At 72.6% G+C, this 21,466-nt stretch carries 21 protein-coding genes; 15 read left to right on the forward strand and 6 right to left on the reverse strand.

What is annotated here, in order from left to right:
* Positions 1-110 precede the first annotated feature (110 nt).
* Complete coding sequence (gene dnaE, locus NI25_RS28965) at positions 111-3,650, forward strand: DNA polymerase III subunit alpha (protein WP_061445264.1); 3,540 nt, start codon at positions 111-113, stop codon at positions 3,648-3,650.
* Between the two features lie 57 nt (positions 3,651-3,707).
* On the opposite strand, the gene NI25_RS38880 is transcribed toward dnaE, so the two are convergent.
* Positions 3,708-3,875 carry a hypothetical protein gene (locus tag NI25_RS38880; RefSeq protein WP_061445265.1) on the reverse strand — a complete coding sequence of 56 codons (168 nt, stop codon included), beginning with the start codon at positions 3,873-3,875 and terminating at the stop codon, positions 3,708-3,710.
* Positions 3,876-4,099: 224 nt separating this feature from the next.
* Here NI25_RS38880 and NI25_RS28975 point away from each other — a divergent pair, with 224 nt between their 5' ends.
* The 4 genes from NI25_RS28975 to NI25_RS28990 all read left to right on the forward strand — a co-directional run bounded on the left by NI25_RS28975 (position 4,100) and on the right by NI25_RS28990 (position 8,214).
* Positions 4,100-5,314: an NYN domain-containing protein gene (locus tag NI25_RS28975; protein ID WP_061445266.1), complete on the forward strand. Its 1,215-nt coding sequence runs from the start codon at positions 4,100-4,102 to the stop codon at positions 5,312-5,314.
* Between the two features lie 176 nt (positions 5,315-5,490).
* Positions 5,491-6,465, forward strand: coding sequence for an ABC transporter ATP-binding protein (locus NI25_RS28980; RefSeq protein ID WP_061445267.1), 975 nt, complete (start codon positions 5,491-5,493; stop codon positions 6,463-6,465).
* Between the two features lie 155 nt (positions 6,466-6,620).
* The gene (locus NI25_RS28985; protein ID WP_061445268.1) at positions 6,621-7,445 is read left to right on the forward strand and encodes an ABC transporter permease; all 825 of its coding nucleotides are present in this window, start codon (positions 6,621-6,623) and stop codon (positions 7,443-7,445) included.
* Between the two features lie 34 nt (positions 7,446-7,479).
* Positions 7,480-8,214 carry a hypothetical protein gene (locus tag NI25_RS28990; RefSeq protein ID WP_061445269.1) on the forward strand — a complete coding sequence of 245 codons (735 nt, stop codon included), beginning with the start codon at positions 7,480-7,482 and terminating at the stop codon, positions 8,212-8,214.
* Between the two features lie 144 nt (positions 8,215-8,358).
* On the opposite strand, the gene ybaK is transcribed toward NI25_RS28990, so the two are convergent.
* From ybaK to NI25_RS29010, 4 genes are all read right to left on the reverse strand, one after another.
* Entirely contained in the window at positions 8,359-8,871 is a 513-nt protein-coding gene (gene ybaK, locus NI25_RS28995; protein WP_061447146.1) for a Cys-tRNA(Pro) deacylase, read from the reverse strand.
* 13 nt (positions 8,872-8,884) lie between these two features.
* Positions 8,885-9,625, reverse strand: a complete 741-nt coding sequence (locus NI25_RS29000; RefSeq protein ID WP_061445270.1) for an LON peptidase substrate-binding domain-containing protein — start codon at positions 9,623-9,625, stop codon at positions 8,885-8,887.
* 11 nt (positions 9,626-9,636) lie between these two features.
* A complete protein-coding gene (locus NI25_RS29005; protein ID WP_061447147.1) occupies positions 9,637-10,644 on the reverse strand; it encodes a hypothetical protein in 1,008 nt (335 codons plus the stop codon).
* Positions 10,645-11,415: 771 nt separating this feature from the next.
* Positions 11,416-12,993, reverse strand: a complete 1,578-nt coding sequence (locus NI25_RS29010) for a hypothetical protein (protein WP_061445271.1) — start codon at positions 12,991-12,993, stop codon at positions 11,416-11,418.
* 199 nt (positions 12,994-13,192) lie between these two features.
* Here NI25_RS29010 and hisD point away from each other — a divergent pair, with 199 nt between their 5' ends.
* The 9 genes from hisD (at position 13,193) to NI25_RS29050 (ending at position 20,308) form a co-directional block, all read left to right on the forward strand.
* A complete protein-coding gene (gene hisD, locus NI25_RS29015) occupies positions 13,193-14,518 on the forward strand; it encodes a histidinol dehydrogenase (RefSeq protein WP_061445272.1) in 1,326 nt (441 codons plus the stop codon).
* Complete coding sequence (locus NI25_RS29020) at positions 14,515-15,624, forward strand: histidinol-phosphate transaminase (protein WP_061445273.1); 1,110 nt, start codon at positions 14,515-14,517, stop codon at positions 15,622-15,624. The genes hisD and NI25_RS29020 overlap by 4 nt, the downstream gene beginning before the upstream one ends.
* On the forward strand, positions 15,621-16,214 hold the full coding sequence (hisB, locus tag NI25_RS29025; protein ID WP_003976763.1) for an imidazoleglycerol-phosphate dehydratase HisB: 594 nt from the start codon (positions 15,621-15,623) through the stop codon (positions 16,212-16,214). The genes NI25_RS29020 and hisB overlap by 4 nt, the downstream gene beginning before the upstream one ends.
* Before the next feature lie 3 nt (positions 16,215-16,217).
* Positions 16,218-16,382 (forward strand): hypothetical protein, encoded by a 165-nt coding sequence (locus NI25_RS39815; protein ID WP_199561042.1) that lies wholly within the window; start codon positions 16,218-16,220, stop codon positions 16,380-16,382.
* Positions 16,373-17,026 carry an imidazole glycerol phosphate synthase subunit HisH gene (hisH, locus tag NI25_RS29030; protein ID WP_061445274.1) on the forward strand — a complete coding sequence of 218 codons (654 nt, stop codon included), beginning with the start codon at positions 16,373-16,375 and terminating at the stop codon, positions 17,024-17,026. Before NI25_RS39815 ends, hisH begins: the two co-directional genes overlap by 10 nt.
* Positions 17,027-17,043: 17 nt before the next feature.
* Entirely contained in the window at positions 17,044-17,769 is a 726-nt protein-coding gene (gene priA / locus NI25_RS29035; protein WP_061445275.1) for a bifunctional 1-(5-phosphoribosyl)-5-((5-phosphoribosylamino)methylideneamino)imidazole-4-carboxamide isomerase/phosphoribosylanthranilate isomerase PriA, read from the forward strand.
* Positions 17,766-18,170: a RidA family protein gene (locus NI25_RS29040; RefSeq protein ID WP_061445276.1), complete on the forward strand. Its 405-nt coding sequence runs from the start codon at positions 17,766-17,768 to the stop codon at positions 18,168-18,170. The genes priA and NI25_RS29040 overlap by 4 nt, the downstream gene beginning before the upstream one ends.
* A complete protein-coding gene (gene hisF, locus NI25_RS29045) occupies positions 18,167-18,922 on the forward strand; it encodes an imidazole glycerol phosphate synthase subunit HisF (protein WP_061445277.1) in 756 nt (251 codons plus the stop codon). The genes NI25_RS29040 and hisF overlap by 4 nt, the downstream gene beginning before the upstream one ends.
* 126 nt (positions 18,923-19,048) lie before the next feature.
* Positions 19,049-20,308 carry an MFS transporter gene (locus tag NI25_RS29050; RefSeq protein ID WP_199561043.1) on the forward strand — a complete coding sequence of 420 codons (1,260 nt, stop codon included), beginning with the start codon at positions 19,049-19,051 and terminating at the stop codon, positions 20,306-20,308.
* Positions 20,309-20,320: 12 nt separating this feature from the next.
* Here the strand turns inward: NI25_RS29050 and NI25_RS29055 are convergent, their stop codons facing one another.
* On the reverse strand, positions 20,321-20,956 hold the full coding sequence (locus tag NI25_RS29055) for a TIGR03085 family metal-binding protein (RefSeq protein ID WP_061445278.1): 636 nt from the start codon (positions 20,954-20,956) through the stop codon (positions 20,321-20,323).
* 81 nt (positions 20,957-21,037) lie between these two features.
* Between NI25_RS29055 and hisI the strand changes: the two genes are divergently transcribed.
* Positions 21,038-21,457, forward strand: a complete 420-nt coding sequence (gene hisI / locus NI25_RS29060; protein ID WP_061445279.1) for a phosphoribosyl-AMP cyclohydrolase — start codon at positions 21,038-21,040, stop codon at positions 21,455-21,457.
* The last annotated feature ends 9 nt before the right edge of the window (positions 21,458-21,466 follow it).

Here is a 21,466-nt window from a genome sequence, read left to right on the forward strand (position 1 = left end):
TGGGGATCCCCGGAGTGTCAGTCCCGAGGCATAGACTTCGACGCTGACCCCCCGGAGCGACCGCTGCCCGTCGCCCGTCCGTCGCCCGTAGTTCCCTGAGGAGGCCGAACGTGTCCAAGCCGCCGTTCACGCACCTGCACGTCCACACCCAGTACTCGCTGCTGGACGGTGCCGCGCGGCTCAAGGACATGTTCAACGCGTGCAACGAGATGGGCATGACGCACATCGCCATGTCCGACCACGGCAACCTGCACGGGGCGTACGACTTCTTCCACTCGGCGCAGAAGGCGGGGGTCACCCCGATCATCGGGATCGAGGCCTACGTCGCCCCCGAGTCCCGGCGCAACAAGCGCAAGATCCAGTGGGGCCAGCCGCACCAGAAGCGGGACGACGTGTCCGGTTCGGGCGGTTACACCCACAAGACGATGTGGGCGACCAACAAGACGGGGCTGCACAACCTCTTCCGCCTCTCCTCCGACGCGTACGCCGAGGGCTGGCTGCAGAAGTGGCCCCGGATGGACAAGGAGACCATCAGCCAGTGGTCCGAGGGCATCGTGGCCTCCACCGGCTGCCCCTCCGGCGAGGTGCAGACCCGGCTGCGCCTCGGCCACTTCGACGAGGCGCTGAAGGCGGCCGCCGACTACCAGGACATCTTCGGCAAGGACCGCTACTTCCTGGAGCTGATGGACCACGGCATCGAGATCGAGCACCGGGTCCGCGACGGGCTGCTCGAGATCGGCAAGAAGCTCGGCATCCCGCCGCTGGTCACCAACGACTCGCACTACACCTACGCGCACGAGGCGACCGCCCACGACGCGCTGCTGTGCATCCAGACCGGCAAGAACCTCTCCGACCCGGACCGCTTCCGCTTCGACGGCACCGGCTACTACCTGAAGTCCACGGACGAGATGTACGCCATCGACTCCTCGGACGCCTGGCAGGAAGGCTGCGCCAACACGCGTCTGGTCGCCGAGATGATCGACACGACCGGCATGTTCGAGAAGCGCGACCTGATGCCGAAGTTCGACATCCCCGAGGGCTTCACCGAGGTCACCTGGTTCCAGGAGGAGGTCCGCCGCGGCATGGCGCGCCGCTTCCCGGGCGGCGTCCCCGAGGACCGCCAGAAGCAGGCCGAGTACGAGATGGACGTCATCATCCAGATGGGGTTCCCGGGCTACTTCCTCGTGGTCGCCGACTTCATCATGTGGGCCAAGAAGCAGGGCATCGCGGTCGGCCCCGGCCGAGGCTCCGCGGCCGGCTCGATCGTGGCGTACGCGATGGGCATCACCGACCTCGACCCCATCCCGCACGGCCTGATCTTCGAGCGGTTCCTCAACCCCGAGCGCGTCTCCATGCCCGACGTCGACATCGACTTCGACGAGCGCAGGCGCGTCGAGGTGATCAGGTACGTGACCGAGAAGTACGGCGCCGACAAGGTCGCCATGATCGGCACCTACGGCAAGATCAAGGCGAAGAACGCCATCAAGGACTCCGCGCGCGTGCTGGGCTACCCGTACGCGATGGGCGACCGGCTCACCAAGGCCATGCCCGCCGACGTCCTCGGCAAGGGCATCGACCTCAACGGCATCACGGACCCGACCCACCCGCGCTACAGCGAGGCCGGCGAGATCCGCTCGATGTACGAGAACGAGCCGGACGTGAAGAAGGTCATCGACACCGCCAAGGGTGTCGAGGGCCTGGTCCGGCAGATGGGCGTGCACGCCGCCGGCGTGATCATGTCCAGCGAGCCCATCGTCGACCACGCCCCGATCTGGGTGCGGCACACGGACGGCGTCACCATCACGCAGTGGGACTACCCGCAGTGCGAGTCGCTCGGCCTGCTGAAGATGGACTTCCTCGGCCTGCGCAACCTCACGATCATGGACGACGCCGTCAAGATGGTGAAGTCCAACAAGGGCATCGACCTGGACCTGCTGTCGCTGCCGCTGGACGACCCGAAGACCTTCGAACTGCTGCAGCGCGGCGACACGCTCGGCGTCTTCCAGTTCGACGGCGGCCCGATGCGCTCCCTGCTGCGGCTGATGAAGCCCGACAACTTCGAAGACATCTCCGCCGTGTCGGCCCTGTACCGCCCCGGCCCGATGGGCATGGACTCGCACACCAACTACGCGTTGCGCAAGAACGGCCTCCAGGAGATCACCCCGATCCACAAGGAGCTGGAGGAGCCCCTCCAGGAGGTCCTCGCGGTCACCTACGGCCTGATCGTCTACCAGGAGCAGGTGCAGAAGGCCGCCCAGATCATCGCGGGCTACTCGCTCGGCGAGGCCGACATCCTGCGCCGCGTGATGGGCAAGAAGAAGCCCGACGAACTGGCGAAGAACTTCGTTCTCTTCCAGGCCGGAGCCCGGAAGAACGGCTACAGCGACGAGGCCATCCAGGCCCTGTGGGACGTCCTGGTCCCCTTCGCCGGCTACGCCTTCAACAAGGCGCACTCGGCCGCGTACGGCCTGGTCTCGTACTGGACCGGCTACCTGAAGGCCAACTACCCGGCCGAGTACATGGCCGCCCTGCTCACCTCGGTCAAGGACGACAAGGACAAGTCGGCCGTCTACCTCAACGAGTGCCGGCGCATGGGCATCAAGGTGCTGCCGCCCAACGTCAACGAGTCCATGTCGAACTTCGCCGCCCAGGGCGACGACGTGATCCTCTTCGGCCTCTCCGCCGTGCGCAACGTCGGCACCAACGTGGTCGAGTCGATCATCCGGTGCCGCAAGGCCAAGGGGAAGTACACGTCGTTCCCCGACTACCTGGACAAGGTCGAGGCGGTCGTCTGCAACAAGCGGACGACGGAGTCGCTGATCAAGGCCGGCGCCTTCGACGAGATGGGCCACACCCGCAAGGGCCTCACCGCGCAGTACGAACCGATGATCGACAACGTGGTCGCGGTCAAGCGCAAGGAGGCCGAGGGCCAGTTCGACCTCTTCGGCGGCATGGGCGACGAGCAGAACGACGAGCCGGGCTTCGGACTCGACGTCGTCTTCAGCGAGGAGGAGTGGGACAAGACCTACCTCCTCGCCCAGGAGCGGGAGATGCTCGGTCTCTACGTCTCCGACCACCCGCTCTTCGGCCTGGAGCACGTGCTGTCCGACAAGGCCGACGCGGGCATCTCCCAGCTCACCGGCGGTGACTTCGGCGACGGCGCGGTCGTCACCATCGGCGGCATCATCTCGGGCCTCCAGCGCAAGATGACCAAACAGGGCAACGCCTGGGCCATCGCCACCGTCGAGGACCTCGCCGGCTCACTGGAGTGCATGTTCTTCCCGGCGACCTACCAACTGGTGTCCACGCAACTCGTCGAGGACGCCGTGGTGTTCGTCAAGGGACGCCTCGACAAGCGGGAGGACGTGCCCCGGCTGGTCGCGATGGAGCTGATGATCCCCGACCTGTCCAACGCCGGTGCCAACGCGCCCGTCGTGCTCACCATCCCCGCCACCCGCGTCACCCCGCCGATGGTCAGCAGGCTCGGTGAGATCCTCACCCACCACCGGGGCGACAGCGAGGTGCGGATCAAGCTCCAGGGGCCCACGAAGACGACGGTGCTGCGCCTGGACCGGCACCGGGTGAAGCCCGATCCGGCGCTGTTCGGCGACCTGAAGGTGCTGCTCGGGCCGTCCTGTCTGGCGGGCTGAGCGGAGAAACGAGCAAGGGGCGCCCCCGGTTGCCGGGTGCGCCCCTCGTCGTGGACGTCAGTTGTGGCCGAAGCGCTTGCTCCGCTTGCGGGAGGCCGCGTCGCCGGGCGTCGTCAGCTGCGGGGAGTGCTGCTCCTCGCGGTCCAGCACGGCCGACTCGGCCGCCTGCGGGGAGCGCTCGGACCGGGGCTGCTTACGATCACGGTTGTTCTTGTTCTTGGCCATGGTGATCTACCTCCTGAGGGGGATCTAGGGGCCAGGGCCGGAACCAGATTCACACAGCCCAACAAAGAACGCATATCGGGCAATTACCGTCCGTGACGCGGTCCGTCGGGGTGCGGGGTGCCGAAACGCCACGCCGAAGATCGAGTTCGGGCCGTTAACCTCCGCGTGGTCGGGCAGACTCGAAGGAAGCCCGAAGCAAACCTCCCGGAAAGAGGGTGGATCGCGTGGACCGCTGCATCGTCCTGGTGGACGCCGGGTATCTGCTGGGGGCCGCCGCGAGTCTCCTGGCAGGAGAGCCCTCGCGCTCGCGGATCACCGTCGATCACGCCGCCCTCATCCAGGGCTTGCGCGACCGTGCCGAGTCCGACACGCAGCAGCCCCTGCTGCGCATCTACTGGTTCGACGGCGCCCCCGACCGCGTCCCGCAGCCGGAACACCGGCGGTTGCGGGTGATGCCCCGGGTCACCGTTCGGCTCGGCGCCCTCACGCGCAGTGACGGACGCTGGGCGCAGAAGGGCGTGGACGCCGCCATGCACGCCGAACTGACCGAACTGGCCCGCAACCGCGCCTGCTCCGACGTCGTCCTGGTCACCGGCGACGGCGACCTGTTGCCGGGCATGATGGCCGCCAAGGAGCACGGAGTCGCCGTCCACCTGTGGGCCGTACAGGCCGCCGACGGCGACTACAACCAGTCCGAGGACCTGGTCGCCGAGGCCGACGAACGCCGCGTCCTCGACCGTACGTGGATCACCAGAGCCGTCCGCGCCAAGGAGGTCGGCGGCATCTGCGCGCCGCCGCCCGTGCCCCGCCCCGAGATCGCCGCCATCCTCTCCGCGCCGCTGCCCGAGTCCGCCCTCTCCGCCGCCGGCCGACGGCCCGCCGAGGCGCCCGAGCACCCCACCGCGGCGACCGCCGCGCCGGGCGGCACCGACGAGCGGGCGGCGCCCGCCAAGGGCGTCCCCACCCCCAAGGACCTGGCCGCCCTGCGCGCCCCCGGCGCCCACCCCGCTCCCCAGCCGGCCAACGCCACCCTGCGCTGGTCCTCCGACAAGGGCTGGGTCGACCGGCCCGCCGCCGAGCCGTCCGAGGCCGCCTCGCTGCCGACGCTGGCCCAGCTCACCACGGCCGAGCAGCGCTGGGCCGACCGCGAGGAGGACATCACCACGGTCGGCGGCGACCCGTACGAGGTCGGCCAGGTCTTCGCCCGCCGCTGGCTCGAACGCCTCGGCGACCACGCCCACCTGCAGAAACTCTCCGGAATGTACCCGCGCATCCCGCACCGCGTCGACGGCGAGCTGCTGCGCTACGCGGCCCGCTTCGGGCTGCTCGCGCACAAGGACGACCAGATCGACGAACACGACCGGTACGCGATCCGGGCGGGCTTCTGGCGGGAGGTCGACGTGCGGACGGCGACCGAACGCACCCCCGCGGCGGAGTGAGGCGGTCCCGCCCGGCCCCGGCACCACCGTGGCGCAACCTCCGGCACACCTCCGCCGCACCCGGCTGAATCGACACTTATGGGCGGACCCGGGGGCGGGCCGGAGGGACCGACCCCGTAGTCTCGTCCCTTGTGAGTACGCGCGCGGCACAGGCACCTCGACCCGGTGGCGATGCCGTGTGCGTGGTGCGCGAACTGACCAAGACCTACCCGGCCGTGCGCGGCAGGCGCGGCGCCCCGGCCACCCCCGAGGTACGGGCCACCGACGACGTCACCCTGGACATCCGCCGCGGTGAGATCTTCGGACTGCTCGGACCCAACGGCGCCGGCAAGTCCACCCTCGTACGCCAGCTCACCGGCCTGATGCGGCCCGACGGCGGCAGCGTGGAGATCCTCGGGCACGACATCGTGCGCCACCCGGAGCGGGCCGCGCGGATCCTCGCCTACCTGGGACAGGAGTCCAGCGCCCTGGACGAGCTGACCGTGTCGCTCGCCGCCGAGACCACCGGACGGCTGCGTGGCCTCGAGGTGCGCCGGGCCCGCGCCGAGCGGGACGCCGTGCTCGAGGAGCTGGGCCTGACCGGGCTGGCCGCCCGCCCGATCAAGAAGCTCTCCGGCGGCCAGCGCCGCCTGGCCTGTTTCGCCGCCGCCCTGGTCGGGGAGCGCCCGCTGCTCGTGCTGGACGAGCCGACGACCGGCATGGACCCGGTGGCCCGGCGCGCGGTGTGGTCGGCGGTCGACCGGCGGCGCGCCGAACACGGCGCCACCGTGCTGCTCGTCACCCACAACGTCATCGAGGCCGAGACAGTCCTCGACCGGGTCGCCGTCCTCGACCGGGGCCGGGTGATCGCCTGCGACACGCCGTCCGGGCTCAAGGAGAAGGTCGCCGGAGAGGTCCGTGTCGACCTGGTGTGGCGCGAGAGCGCGCCGCTCAACGTCCCGGAGGTCGCCGCCCTGCGCGACCGCGTCGTCGAGTCGGGGCGCCGCTGGACGCTCCGGCTCGCCCCCGAGGAGGCCCGTGCGGTCGTCGCCACCGTCACCGGCGGCGCCGCCTTCGCCGCCCTGGACGACTTCACCCTGGCCACGCCCAGCCTGGAGGACGTGTACCTGGCGCTGGGCGGCGCCGCGCGGCAGGGGCTGGTGAGGGCGTGAGCACGCGAGCGGTGAGCACACCGGCCGCAGCATCCGTACCCGTCGGGGCGAGCACACCCGTTCGGGTGACCGCTGCGGACGGCCTTGGGAACGCCCCGAGAAACGACCCGAAGAACGACCCGGATCACGACCCGAGCGAAGGGGAGCAGCGCGACGTGAGTGTCGTACCCGCCGATGCCCTGCAGGGCGCTGCCCCGGCAGCCGAGGGGCGGCACACGGCCGGCCCGGCCGAGCTGGGGCCCAGGGCGCGGCTGTGGCCGTCCCTGGTGGCCGTGTACCGGGCGCAGCTCTCCCGGGCGCGGGTCGCGCGCATCCCGCTGCTGTTCGTGGCGACCTTCCAGTCGATCGGCATCATGATCCTGATGCGGGGCGTCGTGGACGGCGGGGGCGAGGCGCGGGCCGTGGTCGCCGGGTCGGCGGTGCTCGTCGTGGCCTTCGTCGCGCTGAACCTCCTCGCCCAGTACTTCGGCCAGCTGCGCTCCAGCGGCGGCCTCGACCACTACGCGACGCTGCCGGTGCCGCCCGCCGCGGTGGTGCTGGGCGCGGCGGGCGCGTACGCGTCCTTCACCGTGCCCGGGACCGTGGTCACGGCGGTCTTCGGATGCCTGCTGTTCGGGCTGCCGATGACCCACCTGTGGGTGCTGGCGGCCGTGATCCCGCTGGCGGGTGCCGCACTCGCCGGGCTGGGCGCCGCGCTGGGGCTGCTCGCCCCCCGGCCGGAGTTCGCCACGCTGCTGGGCCAGCTCGGCATGTCGGCGGCTCTGCTGCTCGGCGTGCTGCCGCCCGAACGGATGCCGCAGGTGGTGCGCCTCGCCCGGGACCTGCTGCCCTCCACGTACGGTGTGGAGGCCTTCGCCCGCACCTTCGGCGAACGGCCCGACTGGGGCTTCGTCCTCGGCGACCTCGCCGTGTGCGCCGCGGTCGGGGTGATCTCGCTGGCCGTGGCCACCTGGGCGTACCGCCGGGCCGCCGTCCGGTGACGCGCCGCACAGGCGGGTTTGGCACGATGGCACGGTGACCGCACCCTTGACTCCGCCACCGCCGCCGAACGAACGCCCGTCGTACCAGGGCGGGCCGGTGCCACCGCCCGTCGGCGCGCACGCGCTGGGCGCCGACGCGGTGGGTGCCGCGTCCGGCGGCTCGTACGACCCCCACGGTGATCCTCATGGCGAACAGGACGGCCCCGGGATGTTGAAGGAAGTGCGGCAGGCCGCCGTGACCGTGGTGGCGGTCGCGCTCTTCGGTGCGCTGCTGGGCGTGCTGTGGTGGAAGCTGGCGCCGAGCGTGCCGCTGGTGGGCGACGTGGTCGGCGACAGCTGGGTGGTCTACCTCAAGGACTCCGAGGGCGAGCAGGCGATCGGCGTCGACGGAACGTTCACGCTGCTCGCGCTGGCGTTCGGGGCGCTCAGCGCGGTGGTGGTCTTCCTGCTGAAGCGGCGCGGTGGTGTGCCGCTGGTGGTGGCGCTCGGCGTCGGCGGGCTGCTCGGGTCGCTGCTGGCGTGGCGGCTCGGGGTGTGGCTCGGGCCGGCCCAGGACGTGATCGCCCACGCGAAGGAGGCGGGCAAGGGGGTCACGTTCTCCGCGCCGCTGAAGCTGGGGGCGAAGGGGGTGCTGCTGGCGTGGTCCTTCGCGGCGCTCGTGGTGCATCTGGGGCTGACGGGGCTGTTCGGGCCCAGGGATCCGGAGCCGGACCCCTGGCCGGGGGCTGGGCGGTATGCGGCGGGGCCGTACGGGGACGGGGGCAAGTAGGACTGCGTCCGGCTCGCCCGGGGCGGGGTGCGCGACCCGGCGTCGCGGAGTGCCGCTGTGCCCGCCCGTGCCGCCCTGGGCGTACCTCCCGGGCCCTTTCAGGCACTGGGGGAGGGGCGATCGCCCACAGCCGGGCGCGGTGGGTCAGGGGCGGGCGATCGGGGCCAGGGTCGCGTCGGTGAGGGCGGCCAGGTCGGCGGGGGAGAGTTCGACCTCCAGGCCGCGGCGGCCCGCCGAGACGCAGATCGTGGCATGGGCCGAGGCCGAGTCGTCCAGAACGGTCGTGAGGTGCTTGCGCTGGCCCAGGGGGGAAATGCCGCCCCGCACATAGCCCGTGGTGCGCTCGGCCAGGGCCGGGTCGGCCATCGCCGCGCGCTTGCCGCCCACCGCGGCCGCCAGCGCCTTGAGGTCGAGCCGGCCCGCCACCGGCACGACCGCGACCGTCAGCGCCCCGTCGACGTCCGCCACCAGCGTCTTGAACACCCGGTCCGGGGAGACGCCCATCGCCTCGGCCGCCTCCTCGCCGTAGGACGGGTGGGCCGGGTCGTGCTCGTAGGCGTGGACCGTGTACGTCACTCCGGCCGCCGTGAGCGCCACCGTCGCGGGCGTGCCGCCGGACTGCTGCTTCTTGTTCGCCTTGCTCGGCTTCTTCCCCATGCGGGCCATTACCTCAGTTGAGACTCGTCGGGCCGCGCGTCAGATCCGACGCCGGCAGGGACGGCAGCGTACGGATGATGGACGTCTCGGAGCGAAGGAGTTTCAGCTCGTCCCGCAGCCGTGAGGCGGTGTCCGGAGCCTGGAGCAGACGCTGCTTCGTCGGCGTGTCCAGCATCATCGCGGCGGCGACCAGGTAGGAGACCACGCCCGGTTCGTCCGGCAGGTCGGAGCCGGTCGCCAGCGAGCGTTCCCGGGCCCCCGCCAGCCGCTTCTGGTACTGCCGGAAGGACCGCAGCACGCCCTCGGCCAGCGCACCCGCCTCGTCGCCCGGCTCCTCGGGCAGGGGCTCCAGCTCGGCGGTCAGGAACGGGCCCGAGGCGTCCACGGAGGCCAGACGCACCCGGGTGGTGCCGGTGGCGAGCACCTCGAAGGTGCCGTCGGCCCGCTCGCGGATGGTCGCCGCGTCCGCGATGCAGCCCACCTTGTGGAACGCCTTGAGCGGGTCGGCCCCGAACCCGGCCGTCGGCCCGTGCTCCACGGTGGCCGTCGGGTCGGGCAGGCCGGGGGCGCTGCGGGCCACCTCGTGCCCGTCGCGGATCGCCACGACGGCGAACCGGCGTGGTTCGTCCTCCGGGGTCTTCAGCAACTCGCGCATCATGGCGCGATAGCGCTCCTCGAACACGTTGAGCGGAAGCACCAGCCCCGGGAACAGGACGGAGTTCAGGGGGAAGAGGGGGAGCCGGACGGTGGTCACGTCGCAGAAGCCTAATGGGCGCCCGTCTCCAGGTGCGCGCGGACGTCCGCGCGCACCTGGAGGAAGCGGCCCAGCGGGTCGGGGTCGTCGGTGTCCCGGTCCCACGGGAAGGACGTGACGTACGGGCCGGTCAGCCGCAACTGCTCCGCGGCGTCCCGGTGGCGTCCCAGGCGTACCAGGACGTAGACGAGCAGGTTCCGCAGCTCCGCCGCCCACGGGTCGGCCGCCGGGTGGGCCGCCGAGAGGGCGGCGGCCCGGTCGGCGGCGGCGTCGAGGCGGGGGCGGTGCGTGCGGAGGGTGGCGGCGGTGGCGCCCGGCGCGGAGGTACCGGTGCCCGTGCCCGTCGCCGTGAGGCAGGTGAAGGCCGCGCGCAGGGGCAGGGCCCGTACGAGCGCGTCCTCGGGGGCGTCCTGGGCGGCCGTCTCCGCGAAGTCCAGGCACTCGCCGTGGGCGCCGGGTGATGCGTCGGCCAGGTACTCCAGGGCGGCGACGTGACTGCCGTAGTGGTGCGGGGAGCGGCGGACCGCCTGTTCCCACAGCCGCTCGAACTCGGTGTGCGGGGCGCGGGCGCCCCGTGCCGCGTCCAGCGCCGTCCGCCACGGCACCGGGTCGACGGGACCGGCGGCCTCGGCGGCCGCGACGACCGAGGGGATCACCTCGCGCAGGAGTTCGGCACGGGCCGGTGAGTCCCAGTGACGGTGGACCGTCAGCCGGGCCGCCACCAGGAGGGCGTCGGGGTCGTCCGGAGCCGTGGCCCGCCAGGCGTCGAGCCACTCGGCACGGGAGCGGGCGAAGGCGGCGAGCCGGGTCGCGTAGCGGTCGCGGTGGTCCCATTCGGCGTTCGCACGGGTACCGGCGAGGAGAGCGGCCGCGGCGCCGTGCTCGCCACGGGCCGCGGCGACGAGGGCGGGGGCGAGGCGTTCGTCGGGGGCGTCGAGGAGCACGTCGTCGTCCGGGGCGGGCCGTGACGGCCGGGAACGCGCCCGGGCAGCGGCGGTCCGCAGAAACGCGCGCAACATGGCCAGTACGACGGTCGAGGGTTCGGGATGGTTGTGCGCCCCCGGCTCCTCCTTCCTCCAGCCGGGTTCTCCTGCCCGCGCCACTCGGTTCCCGCGCCCGCGCCGGAGGCGGTCCCGCCCGAGTCGGCCGGAGTCTGCCGTCTGCGTCGGGGGTGGTCCGGCCCGAGTCGGCCGGAGCCTGCCGCCTGCGTCGGAGGTGGTCCGGCCCGAGTCGGCCGGAGCCTGCCGCCTGCGTCGGAGGTGGTCCGGCCCGAGTCGGCCGGAGCCTGCCGCCTGCGTCGGGGGTGGTCCGGCCCGAGTCGGCCGGAGCCTGCCGCCTGCGTCGGGGGTGGTCCGGCCCGAGTCGGCCGGAGCCTGCCGCCTGCGTCGGGGGTGGTCCGGCCCGAGTCGGCCGGAGCCTGCCGCCTGCGTCGGGGGTGGTCCGGCCCGAGTCGGCCGGAGCCTGCCGCCTGCGTCGGGGGTGGTCCGGCCCGAGTCGGCCGGAGCCTGCCGCCCGCGCCGGAGGTGGTCCGGCCCGAGTCGGCCGGCCCCCTCCACCCGCGTCGGAGGTGGTCCGGCCCGAGTCGGCCGGCCCCCTCCACCCGCGCCGGAGGTGGTCCCGCCCGAGTCGGCCGGACCCTCCCACTCGCCGCCGACCGTCGCCACACCGCATCGCACGCGCGGCCCGCGCCGCCGGGTGGGGGCGGCCACGCAGGGGTACGGGCGGCGGCCCGTGGGCCGCGGGCGGCCCGGTGGGGCGGGGGGCCGGGGGGCGGGGCGCTCGGGCGACGGTCAGTTTCTGCGGAGCAGGCGGGTCGCGCCCGCTGCCACCGTCGTCGCCAGGACCCAGCCCAGCAATACCAGGGCCGTCGACAGCCACTGCCAGCCGTCGTGCAGCTGCCAGAAGCCCACCTGGCCCAGGTCGATCACCGGGAGGAGGAGGTCGAGGGCGTAGAGGGCGGGATTCCAGTCCGGGTGTTCGCCGCTCTTCAGCGGGGGCGGTTCCGCGCGGGCGAAGGCGAGCGAGCCGGCCGCCCACAGCACCGCCATCCACACCGCCGCCCGGCCCGGCCGGTAGCCGTAGGCGACCGTCCAGTCCTGTGCGTAGCCCACCAGCTTCGCGGCGAGCGGCAGGCTCTCGCGGCGCCTGCGGTGCTTGGCGAGCAGCACCTCGCGGGCGTCCTCGTCCTCGCCCCCGGCCCGCAGCACGGCGGCGAGCCGCTCGTACGGCTCCGGGTGGTACTCGGCGGTCGCGGCGCCCACCCAGCGCAACCGCTTCGCCAGCGGGAACGGCCCGCGCGGCACCAGGTTCTCGTAGGCGAAGCCGCCCATGTGCAGCCGCCCGGGGCCCGGCCAGCTGTCCGCCCGGTCCATCAGGTTGACCACTCGCGCCCCCGACAGCACCACCCGCCCGCGCGCCGGACGCTCGCCCAGGAAGCGCAGCTCGGGCGTCTGCACCCGGCGCAGGGACAGCTCCTGGTCGTCGGTGAAGGTGAACCGCGCGTGCTCCAGGTCCAGCGCGTCGCCGAACCGCCCGTCGTCGAGCCGCACCCCGCCCTCGCACTCGAAGCGCTGGATGCGGGTGCCCTGCGCGGGCGTGGTGCCGCGCAGCAGAGGGCTGCCCAGGCCCGCCGGGGTCAGGTACAGCGTGCGCTCCACCGTCAGCTGCGGGGCGTTCAGGGCGTGCCGTGTGTACGGGTTGAGGAGCCGGGCGCCGCGCAGGCTCAGCGACACGCCGACCTGGGCGCTGCGCAGGCTCACCTCGCCGTGCGACTCCAGCATCTCGGCCTGGAGGTCCTGCCCGACCGTCATGCCGTCCGCCGCTATCGAGCGCCCGCTGCGGTCCCGGTGCACGATCGCCTGGTTGAGCAGCAGGTCGGTGCCTATCTGCGCGTCCGTGAGCCGGATGCCGCCCGGGAAGCGGGAGCGCGGCAGGTGCAGGTCGCCCTCGGTGTGCAGCCGGGCCGCCTCCAGGCGCGGCACCGCGCAGTCCACCAGCCGCACCGTCGTGAACCGGGTCTCCGGCAGCAGCACCTCCCGGTCGAAGCGGCAGCGCCGCAGCTCCACGTACGGCACCACCGTGCCGCCCGCCAGATCCATCGTGTCGCTGATCCGCACGCCCACCAGTTGCAGCGAGGACACCCGGCCCGCGAGCGCCGGCGGACCGTCCAGAAGCAGCCAGCACACGATGCGGGCCCGCACCGTCCGCTCCGGCCCCCACGGACGCCCGCCGTGCGGGTCGTCGACGAGCGCGTCGCCGCTGCTCAGGTCGTACACACTGCCGTTGCGGAAGGCCTGCCACATGCCTGCCTCGGCGGTGGTCAGGTCGTCCGGCAGCTCTCCGTCACGATGGCCGGCCCCCTGCGTCACAGTGCTTCACTCCCTCCCCGCCTACTCGTCGGTCGCTCACCCTTCGTACAACCGTTCATGCCCACTGAGTGACCTGCCGAACACTCAAAGTGAGCATGGATCGCGTGAGTTCACCGTGGGGCGTGAGGTCCGTCGCGTTCCGTATCAGCCACTGATACGCGCGGACCGTGCCGGACGCGGGTCTGAGAGAATTGGTTCCGTGATCTCCCGAATCGATCTGCGCGGCGACGCCCTCCCCGAGGGCCCCGCCCTGCGCGACCTGCTGCCCCGAGCCGACTTCGACGTCTCGGTCGCCCTGGAGAAGGTGCGTCCGATCTGCGAGGCCGTGCATCATCGCGGGGACGCGGCGCTGATCGACTTCACCGAGCAGTTCGACGGCGTCCGGCTGGAACGGGTGCGCGTCCCGGCCGAGGAGCTGACCCGCGCGCTGGACGGCCTCGACCCGGACGTGCGCGCCGCGCTCGAGGAGTCCATCCGCCGCGCCCGTCTCGTCCACCGCGAGCAGCGCCGCACCACGCACACCACGCAGGTGGTGCCCGGCGGGTCGGTCACCGAGAAGTGGGTGCCGGTCGAGCGGGTCGGGCTCTACGTGCCCGGCGGCCGGTCGGTCTACCCCTCGTCGGTGGTCATGAACGTGGTGCCCGCGCAGGAGGCCGGCGTCGGCTCGATCGCGCTCGCCTCCCCCGCCCAGGCCGAGTTCGGCGGCATCCCGCACCCCACCATCCTGGCCGCCTGCGCCCTGCTCGGCGTCGACGAGGTGTACGCGGCCGGCGGCGCCACCGCCGTCGCCATGTTCGCGTACGGCACCGAGTCCTGCCCGCCCGCCAACATGGTCACCGGCCCCGGCAACATCTGGGTCGCCGCCGCCAAGCGCTTCTTCACCGGGAAGATCGGCATCGACGCCGAGGCCGGACCGACCGAGATCGCCGTCCTGGCGGACTCCACCGCCGACCCGGTGCACGTCGCCTCCGACCTGATCAGCCAGGCCGAGCACGACCCGCTGGCCGCCGCCGTCCTCGTCACCGACTCCGTGGAGCTCGCGGACGCGGTGGAGAAGGAACTGCAGCCGCAGGTCGAGGCCACCAAGCACGTAGAGGACCGGATCCGCCCCGCCCTCGCGGGCCGCCAGTCCGCGATCGTCCTGGTCGACGGCCTGGACGAGGGGCTGCGGGTCGTGGACGCCTACGGCGCCGAGCACCTGGAGATCCAGACCGCCGACGCCGCCGCCGTCGCCGACCGGGTCAGGAACGCCGGCGCGATCTTCGTCGGCCCCTGGGCGCCGGTCTCCCTCGGCGACTACGCGGCCGGGTCCAACCACGTCCTGCCCACCGGCGGCTGCGCCTGCCACTCCTCCGGCCTGTCCGTGCAGTCCTTCCTGCGCGGCATCCACATCGTCGACTACACGCGCGACGCGCTCGCCGAGGTCGCACGGCACGTGGTGACGCTGGCGGAGGCGGAGGACCTGCCCGCGCACGGCGCTGCCATCAAGGCGAGGTTCGAGTGGAAGGTCCCCGAGAGCAAGTGACGTTCGGCATCGACGATCTCCCCGTACGGGACGAGCTGCGCGGCAAGTCCCCATACGGCGCACCCCAACTGGACGTGCCGGTACGGCTGAACACCAACGAGAACCCCTACCCGCTGCCCGAGGCGCTGGTCGAACGGATCGCCGAGCGCGTCCGCGAGGCCGCCCGCGACCTCAACCGCTACCCCGACCGGGACGCGGTCGAGCTGCGCACGAGGCTCGCCGAGTACCTGACGAACACCTCCGGGCACCCCCTCGACGTGAGCAACGTCTGGGCGGCCAACGGCTCCAACGAGGTCATCCAGCAGCTGCTGCAGACCTTCGGCGGACCCGGCCGCACCGCGATCGGCTTCGAGCCCTCGTACTCGATGCACGGCCTCATCGCGCGCGGCACCAACACCGGCTGGATCTCCGGGCCGCGTCGCGAGGACTTCACCATCGACGTGTCCGCCGCCGAGCGGGCCATCGCCGAGCACCGCCCGGACGTCGTCTTCGTCACCACCCCCAACAACCCGACCGGCAACGCGGTCCCCGCCGAGACGGTCCTCGCACTCCACGACGCGGCCCAGGCGGCGAAGCCGTCCATGGTCGTGGTCGACGAGGCGTACATCGAGTTCAGCCACGGAGCCTCCCTGCTGCCGCTGCTGGACGGCCGGCCGAACCTCGTCATCTCCCGCACCATGTCGAAGGCGTTCGGCGCGGCGGGCCTGCGCCTCGGCTATCTCGCCGCGCACCCGGCCGTCGTCGACGCCGTCCAGCTCGTACGGCTGCCGTACCACCTCTCGGCCGTGACCCAGGCGACGGCGCTGGCCGCCCTGGAACACACGGACACGCTGCTGAAGTACGTCGACCAGCTGAAGACCGAGCGGGACCGGCTGGTCGCCGAACTGCGGGCCATCGGCTTCGAGGTGACCGAGTCCGACGCCAACTTCGTCCAGTTCGGACGGTTCGCGGACTCCCACGCCGCCTGGCAAAAGATCCTCGACCGGGGCGTCCTGGTCCGGGACAACGGCGTGCCGGGCCGGCTGCGGGTCAGCGCCGGCACCCCGGAGGAGAACGACGCGTTCCTCGACGCGGTACGTGAAGTCAAGAAGGAGCAGAACACATGAGCCGCGTGGGACGCGTGGAGCGCACGACCAAGGAGACCTCGGTCCTCGTCGAGATCGATCTCGACGGCACCGGCAAGACCGACATCGCGACCGGCGTCGGCTTCTACGACCACATGCTCGACCAGCTCGGCCGGCACGGTCTGTTCGACCTGACCGTGAAGACCGACGGCGACCTGCACATCGACTCCCACCACACCATCGAGGACACCGCCCTCGCGCTGGGCGCCGCCTTCAGGCAGGCCCTCGGCGACAAGGTGGGCATCTACCGCTTCGGCAACTGCACGGTCCCGCTGGACGAGTCCCTCGCCCAGGTCACCGTCGACCTCTCCGGCCGCCCCTACCTCGTGCACACCGAGCCCGAGAACATGGCGCCGATGATCGGCGAGTACGACGTGACGATGACCCGGCACATCCTGGAGTCCTTCGTCGCCCAGGCCCAGGTGGCCCTGCACGTGCACGTGCCCTACGGGCGCAACGCGCACCACATCGTGGAGTGCCAGTTCAAGGCGCTGGCCCGGGCCCTGCGCTACGCCTCCGAGCGCGACCCGCGCGCCGCCGGCATCCTGCCTTCCACGAAGGGCGCGCTGTAACCCATGAACGGTACGTCCACCGCACTGATCGTCGTCGGCCTCTTCCTGGCCGGCGGCATCTACTCCTTCGCCAAGCAGCAGATGCCCAAGGGCCTGATCGTGCTGCTCTCCATCGGCGCCGGCATGTGTCTGCTCGCGGGCGTCCTGAGGCTGGAGGTGTGGAGTTGACCGCCGCCCCGGCCAAGAAGGTCGTCGTCTTCGACTACGGCTTCGGCAACGTGCGCTCCGCCGAGCGCGCCCTCGCGCGCGCGGGCGCCGACGTCGAGATCACCCGCGACTACGACAAGGCCATGAACGCCGACGGGCTGCTCGTCCCCGGCGTCGGCGCCTTCGCCGCCTGCATGGACGGCCTCAAGGCCGCCCGCGGCGACTGGATCGTCGACCGCCGGCTGTCGGGCGGACGCCCCGTCATGGGCATCTGCGTCGGCATGCAGATCCTCTTCTCGCGCGGCATCGAGCACGACGTGGAGGCCGAGGGCCTGGACGAGTGGCCCGGCACGGTCGGACCGCTGCAGGCCGACGTCGTGCCCCACATGGGCTGGAACACGGTCGAGGCACCGGCCGACTCACAGCTCTTCGCCGGCCTGGACGCCGACGCCCGCTTCTACTTCGTGCACTCCTACGCCGTCCACGAGTGGACCCAGGAGACGCACAACCCGCTGATCGCCGCGCCCAGGGTCACCTGGTCCACGCACGGCAAGCCCTTCGTGGCCGCCGTGGAGAACGGCGCGCTGTGGGCCACTCAGTTCCACCCCGAGAAGTCCGGCGACGCCGGAGCGCAGCTCCTGACCAACTGGATCGAGACCCTGTAGAGATGAGCCCGGTAGAGATGAGCAAGCTCGAACTCCTCCCCGCCGTCGACGTCCGCGACGGCCAGGCCGTCCGCCTCGTGCACGGCGAGTCGGGCACCGAGACCTCCTACGGCTCCCCGCTGGAGGCCGCCCTCGCCTGGCAGCGCTCCGGCGCCGAGTGGCTGCACCTGGTCGACCTGGACGCGGCCTTCGGCACCGGGGACAACCGCGCGCTGATCGCCGAGGTCGCGAAGGCCATGGACATCAAGGTCGAGCTGTCCGGCGGCATCCGCGACGACGACACCCTCGCCGCCGCCCTCGCCACCGGCTGCACCCGCGTGAACCTGGGCACCGCAGCCCTGGAGACCCCCGAGTGGGTCGCCAAGGTCATCGCCGAGCACGGCGACAAGATCGCGGTCGGCCTGGACGTACGGGGCACCACGCTCAGGGGCCGCGGCTGGACCCGCGACGGCGGAGACCTCTACGAGACGCTGGACCGCCTGAACAAGGAGGGCTGCGCCCGGTACGTCGTCACCGACATCGCCAAGGACGGCACCCTCCAGGGCCCCAACCTGGAGCTCCTGAAGAACGTCTGCGCGGCCACCGACCGCCCGGTCGTCGCCTCGGGCGGCGTGTCGTCCCTGGACGACCTGCGCGCCATCTCCGGACTCGTCCCGGCCGGTGTCGAGGGGGCCATCGTCGGGAAGGCCCTCTACGCGAAGGCGTTCACGCTGGAAGAGGCCCTGGAGGCTGTGTCGACATGACGTCCGAAACCGTACGGCGCGTGCAGAGCGGCAGTCCCTGGGAAGAGTCCTTCGGTTTCGCACGCGCCGTGGCGGCGGGCGACCGGGTCGTCGTTGCGGGCACCACCGCCTTCAAGGGCGACGTGCTGTACGGCGAGGGCGACCCGTACGAGCAGACCAAGGTGGCCTTCGCCACCGCCCTCGAGGCGATCGGCGAGTTCGGTCTCGGCATCGAGGCCGTGATCCGGACCCGTGTGTACCTGGCACATTCGCGCGACGTCGACGAGGTGGGCCGCGCCCACAAGGAGCTGTTCGACTCCGTACGCCCGGCCACGACCCTGCTGGTCGTGGAGGGCTTCATCGACTCGCGGGTCCTGGTGTCAGTCGAAGTGGAAGCGTATAGAGGAGCCGTGGATTCATGACCCTGGCGGTCCGAGTCATCCCCTGCCTGGACGTGGACAACGGCCGGGTCGTCAAGGGCGTCAACTTCCAGAACCTGCGCGACGCGGGCGACCCCGTCGAGATGGCCAAGGTGTACGACGCCGAGGGCGCCGACGAGCTGACGTTCCTGGACATCACCGCCTCGTCGGGCAACCGCGAGACGACCTACGACGTGGTGCGCCGCACCGCCGAGCAGGTGTTCATCCCGCTGACCGTCGGCGGCGGGGTGCGCACCGCCGAGGACGTCGACAAGCTGCTGCGGGCCGGCGCGGACAAGGTGGGCGTGAACACGGCCGCCATCGCCCGCCCGGACCTGATCCGCGAGATCGCCGAGCGGTTCGGCCGCCAGGTCCTCGTGCTGTCGGTCGACGCCCGCCGCACCGAGGCGGGCACCTTCGAGGTGACCACCCACGGCGGCCGCCGCGGCACCGGCATCGACGCGGTGGAGTGGGCGCACCGTGCCGCAGAGCTGGGCGCGGGGGAGATCCTGCTCAACTCGATGGACGCGGACGGCACCAAGGACGGCTACGACCTGGAGATGCTGGCGGCGGTACGCAAGCACGTGAGCGTCCCCGTGATCGCCTCGGGCGGCGCGGGCAGCCTCGCCCACTTCGCCCCGGCGGTCGAGGCGGGCGCGGACGCGGTCCTGGCGGCCTCCGTCTTCCACTTCGGCGACCTGCGGATCGGCGAGGTGAAGAACAGCCTGCGCGAGGCGGGCCACCCCGTCCGGTAGGCAGTCCGGAGCACCGTCCGTCGGCGCCGGCCCGCTGCCACCGCGGGCGGGGCCCGAGGTGCGCAGACCGGGGTGGCGCAGACGGCCCGAGCGGGATCACGAGTGGGGAAGGGGAGGTCGGTGGGCGTGTCCGAGGCGACGTCCGTGACGGACGTACCGATACCCGCCGCCTCCCTTCCCGCCCACCGCGACCCCAACGTCCTGCGCTGGGTCGGTGCCTACACCGCGTCCATGGTCGGCGACACGGTGTTCTTCCTCGCGCTGTCCTGGGCCGCCGTGCAGAACGGCACCCCCGCGCAGGCCGGCCTCGTCACCGCCGTCAGCGCGGTGCCCCGGGCGCTGCTCATGCTCGGCGGGGGAGTGGTCGCCGACCGGCTGGGGCCGCGCCGGGTCGTCATCGGCAGCGACACCGTACGGTGCCTCACCGTCCTCGCGGTCGCCGCCGTGCTCTTCGCGGCCGACCCCGGGCTGTGGCTCCTGGCGCTGCTCGCCGTCGTCTTCGGCACCGTCGACGCCGTGTTCATGCCCGCGGTCGGAGCGCTTCCGGCGCGGATCACCGGCAAGGACCAGCTCGCCCGCGTCCAGGGCATGCGCGGCCTCGCCATCCGCTTCGCCGCCGTCGTGGGCGCACCGCTCGGCGGGCTCGGCGTGGCGGTCGGCGGCGCGGCGGCGGCCTTCGCCTTCGCCGGGCTGCTGATCGCCGTGTCGGTGCCGCTGCTGGTCTCCGTGCGGATGCGCGACCTGCCCGCCGACGACGCGAGCGACGTACGGCAGACCACCGCCTGGCGGGACCTGGTGGGCGGGCTGCGCTACGTCCGCCGGCACCGTGTGCTCGGCCCGCTGATGATCGCCATCGCCCTCGGCGACCTCGGCTTCGTCGGCCCCCTCAACGTGGGCCTCACCCTGCTCGCGGACGAACGGGGCTGGGGAGCGTCCGGGATGGGCTGGGTGCTCGCGGGCTTCGGCACGGGCGCCGGAGTCGCCGCCCTGCTGCTCACCGTACGCGGGCGCCTGCCGCGCGCCGGGTGTGTCGCCGCCGGTGCCATCATCCCCGGCGCGGGCGCGATCGCCGCCCTGGCCCAGGCGCCCGGCCTCCCCGTGGCCGTCGGCACGGCGGTGCTCGTCGGCCTGCTCACGGGGCTCAGCGGCGCCATGTGCGGCGCCCTGCTGCAGACCCAGTCCGACCCCGCCTACCTGGGGCGCGTCACCGCCGTCGGCGGCATCGTCAGCCTCGGGATCGCGCCGCTGAGCATGCCCCTGTCCGCGGCCGCCATCGGTGTCTGGGGCACCGGCCCGGTCTTCGCCGTCAGCGCCGCCGTCTGCGGCCTCGGTGGGGTCGTCGCCCTGTGCGCGCCCGGCGTGCGGCGGGCCGAGCTGCCGAAGTGAGCGAACCGGCGATCAGATCCCGAGCTGCTTCGTCTCCCGCAGCCTGGCGATCGCCGCCTTCTCGCCCTCCAGCTCCACCTTCGCGGCGTCCTGCCGGCCGTACGCGAACAGCAGCAGCTCGGACGGCTCGCCGGTGGCCGTCACCACCGGCGTGCCCCGGTGGGCGACCGTCGTCTGGCCGTTCGGGCGGCGCAGCACCAGGCCGGTCGGGATGCCCCGGCCCATCAGCCGGGCGGCGCGCTCCAGGCGGGACCACAGGGCGTCCTGGAAGACCGGGTCCAGCTCGCGCGGCGACCAGTCGGGCTGGGCCCGGCGGACGTCCTCGGTGTGGACGTAGAACTCGACCGTGTTCGCCGCCTCGTCGACCTGCTTGAGCTGGAAGGGGGAGAAGCGCGGCGGGCCCGTGCGGATCAGCTGGAGCAGCTCCTCGTACGGCTTCGCGCCGTACTCCTCCATCACCCGGTCGAGGCGGGACGCCAGCTGCTTGATCATGCTGCCCCCGGCGGCGTCCGGCCGGCGCTCGCGCACCACCACGTGCGCGGCCAGGTCACGGGTCCGCCAGCCCTCGCACAGAGTCGGCGCGTCCGGACCCGCCGTCTCCAACAGGTCCGCGAGCAGAAGCCGTTCACGCTTGGCGAAAGTCGACATGCGGTCAGCCTACGGCGCCCGGCCGGGTCCGCCCAATGGACATCTCCCGGGCGTGTCCGTCCCGCGCGGCACAATGGGCGCATGACCAGCAGCTCCCCCACCGGCGGCGGCCCCGGGCGGCCCAGCCCCCTCGCCCCGGAGATCGCCGACCGCCTCAAGCGCAGCGCCGACGGCCTCGTGCCCGCCATCGCCCAGCAGTACGACACCGGGGAGGTGCTGATGCTCGGCTGGATGGACGACGAGGCGCTGCACCGCACGCTGACGACCGGACGCTGCACCTACTGGTCCCGCAGCCGCCGCGAGTACTGGGTCAAGGGCGACACCTCCGGCCACTTCCAGTGGGTGAAGTCCGTGGCGCTGGACTGCGACGCCGACACCGTGCTCGTCAAGGTCGACCAGGTGGGCGCCGCCTGCCACACCGGCGCCCGCACCTGCTTCGACGCCGACGTGCTGCTCGCCGAGGACGCCGCGGGCACGGACGCGCCCGGCGCGGATCAGTAGGGTCTGCCG

The organism is Streptomyces sp. CCM_MD2014, assembly GCF_000772045.1.
GTDB lineage: Bacteria > Actinomycetota > Actinomycetes > Streptomycetales > Streptomycetaceae > Streptomyces > Streptomyces salinarius.

Coding starts and splice junctions, on each gene's coding strand:
- hisI (WP_061445279.1), top strand. CDS start 21,038: ATGACCAGCAGCTCCCCCACCGGCGGCGGCCCCGGGCGGCCCAGCCCC.
- priA (WP_061445275.1), top strand. CDS start 17,044: ATGAGCAAGCTCGAACTCCTCCCCGCCGTCGACGTCCGCGACGGCCAG.
- NI25_RS39815 (WP_199561042.1), top strand. CDS start 16,218: ATGAACGGTACGTCCACCGCACTGATCGTCGTCGGCCTCTTCCTGGCC.
- NI25_RS29040 (WP_061445276.1), top strand. CDS start 17,766: ATGACGTCCGAAACCGTACGGCGCGTGCAGAGCGGCAGTCCCTGGGAA.
- NI25_RS29005 (WP_061447147.1), bottom strand. CDS start 10,644: ATGTTGCGCGCGTTTCTGCGGACCGCCGCTGCCCGGGCGCGTTCCCGG.
- NI25_RS38880 (WP_061445265.1), bottom strand. CDS start 3,875: ATGGCCAAGAACAAGAACAACCGTGATCGTAAGCAGCCCCGGTCCGAG.
- ybaK (WP_061447146.1), bottom strand. CDS start 8,871: ATGGGGAAGAAGCCGAGCAAGGCGAACAAGAAGCAGCAGTCCGGCGGC.
- hisB (WP_003976763.1), top strand. CDS start 15,621: ATGAGCCGCGTGGGACGCGTGGAGCGCACGACCAAGGAGACCTCGGTC.
- hisF (WP_061445277.1), top strand. CDS start 18,167: ATGACCCTGGCGGTCCGAGTCATCCCCTGCCTGGACGTGGACAACGGC.
- NI25_RS29055 (WP_061445278.1), bottom strand. CDS start 20,956: ATGTCGACTTTCGCCAAGCGTGAACGGCTTCTGCTCGCGGACCTGTTG.